The 4,861-nt window shown below is 33.8% G+C and carries 4 protein-coding genes, 2 tRNA genes and 1 rRNA gene; all 7 read left to right on the forward strand.

The window, feature by feature from the left end; genetic code table 11:
• The first annotated feature begins 484 nt into the window (after positions 1-484).
• The 7 genes from OQH62_RS08225 to OQH62_RS08850 all read left to right on the forward strand — a co-directional run bounded on the left by OQH62_RS08225 (position 485) and on the right by OQH62_RS08850 (position 4,602).
• Positions 485-2,076: ribosomal RNA gene (locus OQH62_RS08225) — 16S ribosomal RNA — on the forward strand.
• Positions 2,077-2,328: 252 nt separating this feature from the next.
• Positions 2,329-2,404 (forward strand) — tRNA-Ala (locus OQH62_RS08230).
• Positions 2,405-2,470: 66 nt separating this feature from the next.
• Positions 2,471-2,547, forward strand: a tRNA-Ile gene (locus OQH62_RS08235).
• 199 nt (positions 2,548-2,746) lie between these two features.
• Positions 2,747-3,328, forward strand: coding sequence for a LysE family transporter (locus OQH62_RS08240; RefSeq protein ID WP_266016054.1), 582 nt, complete (start codon positions 2,747-2,749; stop codon positions 3,326-3,328).
• Between the two features lie 20 nt (positions 3,329-3,348).
• The gene (locus tag OQH62_RS08245; RefSeq protein ID WP_266016055.1) at positions 3,349-3,513 is read left to right on the forward strand and encodes a hypothetical protein; all 165 of its coding nucleotides are present in this window, start codon (positions 3,349-3,351) and stop codon (positions 3,511-3,513) included.
• 14 nt (positions 3,514-3,527) lie between these two features.
• A complete protein-coding gene (locus OQH62_RS08250; protein ID WP_266016056.1) occupies positions 3,528-3,878 on the forward strand; it encodes a hypothetical protein in 351 nt (116 codons plus the stop codon).
• A gap of 637 nt (positions 3,879-4,515) precedes the next feature.
• Complete coding sequence (locus OQH62_RS08850) at positions 4,516-4,602, forward strand: hypothetical protein (RefSeq protein ID WP_416333352.1); 87 nt, start codon at positions 4,516-4,518, stop codon at positions 4,600-4,602.
• Positions 4,603-4,861 lie beyond the last annotated feature (259 nt).

Raw genomic sequence — 4,861 nt, forward strand, 5'->3', positions numbered from 1 at the left:
ACTTTTTTTATCCTTCCACAGACACATTGAAGCAATATTTTAGATATTTTTGATTTGTTATGTTATAAAAATTCCTAAATATTTTTAATGATATACTTTATACTCTTTAACAAGAGACTAGTATAAAACTATTCAATTAACTTTAAGTTTATTTCTATATAATTATCGCTTTAATGCTTAAAAAGTGAATAAATCCCACAGACTTTAAAGCAGGATAAACTTTGTTCTTTTTAATTACCATTGTTATTCAAATCTTATTAGTCAATCTTTGAAATCTAAATAAGTGATCGATTGAGCCAAAGACTTTTAAAGTATAAGTCTTATAATTATTGTAAAATCAAAATACATTACTATAAATATAAAGCAAATTTTTTTGACTTTTTTATTTTTTATGTGTTTGGTTTTACTAACTTTTTTCTTTAAAAAAGATGAAACTTAATCCAAAAAAGCTTTTTGAAGAATCTTGGTTTTATCAAAAAGCAATACTATGGAGAGTTTGATCCTGGCTCAGAGTGAACGCTGGCGGCGTGCCTAATACATGCAAGTCGAACGATGAAGCTTTTAGCTTGCTAGAAGTGGATTAGTGGCGCACGGGTGAGTAAGGTATAGTTAATCTGCCCTATACAGGGGGACAACACTTAGAAATGAGTGCTAATACCCCATACTCCTGTTTAGCTTAAGTTAAGCAGGGAAAGTAGCTCTTAATAATGCATAGAAATTCTATCTGTCTTTAAACAGAAGATAGAGCATTTGTTTTTCTAAGTATTATTAAGAGCTTTCGGTATAGGATGAGACTATATAGTATCAGCTAGTTGGTAAGGTAAAGGCTTACCAAGGCTATGACGCTTAACTGGTCTGAGAGGATGATCAGTCACACTGGAACTGAGACACGGTCCAGACTCCTACGGGAGGCAGCAGTAGGGAATATTGCGCAATGGGCGAAAGCCTGACGCAGCAACGCCGCGTGGAGGATGAAACTTTTCGGAGCGTAAACTCCTTTTCTTAGGGAAGAATTCTGACGGTACCTAAGGAATAAGCACCGGCTAACTCCGTGCCAGCAGCCGCGGTAATACGGAGGGTGCAAGCGTTACTCGGAATCACTGGGCGTAAAGGGCGCGTAGGCGGATTATCAAGTCTCTTGTGAAATCTAATGGCTCAACCATTAAACTGCTTGGGAAACTGATAGTCTAGAGTGAGGGAGAGGCAGATGGAATTCTTGGTGTAGGGGTAAAATCCGTAGATATCAAGAAGAATACCCATTGCGAAGGCGATCTGCTAGAACTTAACTGACGCTAAGGCGCGAAAGCGTGGGGAGCAAACAGGATTAGATACCCTGGTAGTCCACGCCCTAAACGATGTATGCTAGTTGTTGGGGTGCTAGTCATCTCAGTAATGCAGCTAACGCAGTAAGCATACCGCCTGGGGAGTACGGTCGCAAGATTAAAACTCAAAGGAATAGACGGGGACCCGCACAAGCGGTGGAGCATGTGGTTTAATTCGAAGATACGCGAAGAACCTTACCTGGGCTTGATATCCTAAGAACCTTATAGAGATATGAGGGTGCTAGCTTGCTAGAGCTTAGAGACAGGTGCTGCACGGCTGTCGTCAGCTCGTGTCGTGAGATGTTGGGTTAAGTCCCGCAACGAGCGCAACCCACGTATTTAGTTGCTAACAGTTTGGCTGAGCACTCTAAATAGACTGCCTTCGTAAGGAGGAGGAAGGTGTGGACGACGTCAAGTCATCATGGCCCTTATGCCCAGGGCGACACACGTGCTACAATGGCATATACAATGAGACGCAATACCGCGAGGTGGAGCAAATCTATAAAATATGTCCCAGTTCGGATTGTTCTCTGCAACTCGAGAGCATAAAGCCGGAATCGCTAGTAATCGTAGATCAGCCATGCTACGGTGAATACGTTCCCGGGTCTTGTACTCACCGCCCGTCACACCATGGGAGTTGATTTCACTCGAAGAGGGGATGCTAAACTGGCTACTCTCCACAGTGGAATCAGCGACTGGGGTGAAGTCGTAACAAGGTAACCGTAGGAGAACCTGCGGTTGGATCACCTCCTTTCTAGAGTAAAAAAACAACAAGTCTCACAACTGTTGTTAGTATATTATTTTCAATCATCCTTGTTTAGATTTTAAAGATTGACGAAAAGCATAGAAAAAACAATGGCAGTTTCATTGTAATGTATTTGTATATAGCTTCATTGTAAAAAAACAATTATTTTCTTTAATCTTCATTGTTTCATCTTTGTAGATTGAATACAGTATTCAATAGAACTCTCTTTACAAAATATGAGTGTATTAATATCAAGTTATAGGGGAATTAGCTCAGCTGGGAGAGCGCCTGCTTTGCACGCAGGAGGTCAGCGGTTCGATCCCGCTATTCTCCACCATAATAAAAACTTCTTTATATTTCTTGCTTGGATATAACAAGATTTTATATGAAGTCTTTCTTCTAAGGGACTATAGCTCAGCTGGTTAGAGTGCACCCCTGATAAGGGTGAGGTCACAAGTTCAAGTCTTGTTAGTCCCACCATTGTACCATTAAAACTTAGATCTATGATTGTATTTGGTAAGGTTAAGTTAATGAATGGTTTAAAGAGTCATTTGTCTTGTTGGAAAGTAAATTTTTATATTCTTTGCAGAATGACTCAAATATAATTCTTTATCTACGCTAATGTTTCTATCAATAAATCTTTAAATGGTTGTGATATTGTGTATTTGGAGTTTGATCTGTGAATTTTGTTCTCATCTTAGTTATCCATTTTTTTGCCCTTTTAACACCGGGTCCTGATTTTTTTATGATAAGCACTTATGCTTTAAAAACCAATTTTAAAAAAACATTCTTAGTTGTTCTTGGTGTTTGTGCAGCTATTTTTCTTTGGATTGTTTTATCATTAAGTGGGCTGAAAATTCTTTTTGAGACTTTTCCTTTAGTGAAAATTGTATTAACTTTATTAGCTGTGTTTTATTTATCATATTTGGCTTTTTTGCTTTTAAAAAATTTGAAGCAAAAAGAAAATTTTGAAAATGTAAATTTTACAAATAAACCTTTTATCAGAGGCTTTATAACAAATATGAGTAATAGTAAGGCTCTGTTTTATTTTAGTAGTATTTTTTCAAGTCTCAATTTTTCTTCTAGTTTTTTTAATCTTAGCTTTCTTGTTTTTCTCTTGGTGGCAGAAAGTTTTTTTTATTTTCTTTTTGTAGCTCTGTTCTTTTCAAATCCAAATGTTAAAAATTTGTATTTAAAACATTGCAAAAAAATAGATTGTATTTGTGCTTTGATTTTTATTTGTTTTGTATATTTGTTTTAATCTTTATAAGGAATTTATAAATGGTTAAAAATGTAGAAATTTTAAGCAAGGAAGATATTAAAGAACTTTTTTATGGACAAGCCCATTTTTGTTCTTTGGGTTGTGTTTTTGATGAAAAAGTAATCAATTTTTGGAAAGAAAATGTTTTAAAACAAGAAGTGGGATATTATCACAATGTCCTCTAATAGCAAGAATAGCTATGGCTTATTATGAAAGCGTAGGAAATGTTGAGAAGGAATATTACAAAAATGCAAATAAAAACAATCTTTTAATTAAAAATATTTGTTTTCCTTATATTTCTCTCATTGATTATATTATTTCTTATTTAGATATTAAATGGAATAAGGGTTGCAAAAGAGCTGTTTTTGAGAATAAAAAAACTTTTTCAGGTTTAGTGAGGGTATTATCTAAAGATTCTTCTATAGAGCCACATCAAGATATATTTAAAAGAGATGATTATAGGCTTTGGCAAGATTTATCCATTAAAGAACAAATTGCTTTTAATTGTTTTTTAAGCATTGCTGATGATGGTGGAGAAATGGAGTTATAGGACTTTAAATCAAGCGATAAAGAGTACAAAAATTTACAGCACAAAGACGAAAAATTAAACTATGCACTTGATAGAAATAAAATTATACCTTCAATTATGCAATATCAACCAAAATCAGTGAAATTGTTTTGTTTAATGCAAGATACTTACACGCAGTAAAGAAAGTACTAAAAGGAAGCAGACTTACTATTGGAGTTTTAGACAAAAGCAATGAATTAGTAGTTTGGAGCTAAATACAATGAAACGAAAACTTTGTGATGAGACTTTTATCATTCAAAAAGCAGATACAAACTAAGATAAATTGTATCGATAGAATTTTTATCAACAAATATAATTGTTTGGAAATAGTAAAATTGGCTTGGAAATACTATAAAAGATTTAGAATTGAGAGCATTTTATATTGATGAATTTTCCAAAGTGTAATTGTGTTTGAAGTTTCAAAATCATTGTAAAGAAAAAATATTCGTGGTTTGTGTTTTTAGCACAGAATGAAATAGATTTTATTGATACAAGCAATTTCTAGGTTTTGACTATGGAGTTGATTTTTTTAAAAGGTTTTTTTTGCTTTCCTTGTCTCTCATTGTAGATAGGTACTCAAAATGTTTTTATACTCAAACAAGGTATAAATAATAATCATATTTTTGTAGTTTGTAGTATTTGTTTTATACGCGATGTGTTTTTAATGAATTTAGGTATATTTGGTGTTGGAGAGTTTTTGACTTAATTAGCATTATGTGGAATAGTTTTCACTTTATATTATGCCTTTGTATCTTTGAGGACTGTTTTTTCAAAGGTTGTTGTCATACAATTTGAACAAGAATTTTTCTAAAGCCTGCGAAAAACAATTGTTTTTCGCTTTGATCGTTACTCTTGCTACTGTGCAAGTGTATTTAGATACGGTATTTTAGTAGTGCAGCAGCTTTGGGTTTTATTTTAATGAAAAAAATTATATTTTCATTAGGCACTTTATTTTTATATTTTTC

Origin of the sequence: Campylobacter sp. MIT 21-1684 (assembly GCF_026241315.1) — a bacterium.
Lineage (GTDB): Bacteria > Campylobacterota > Campylobacteria > Campylobacterales > Campylobacteraceae > Campylobacter_D.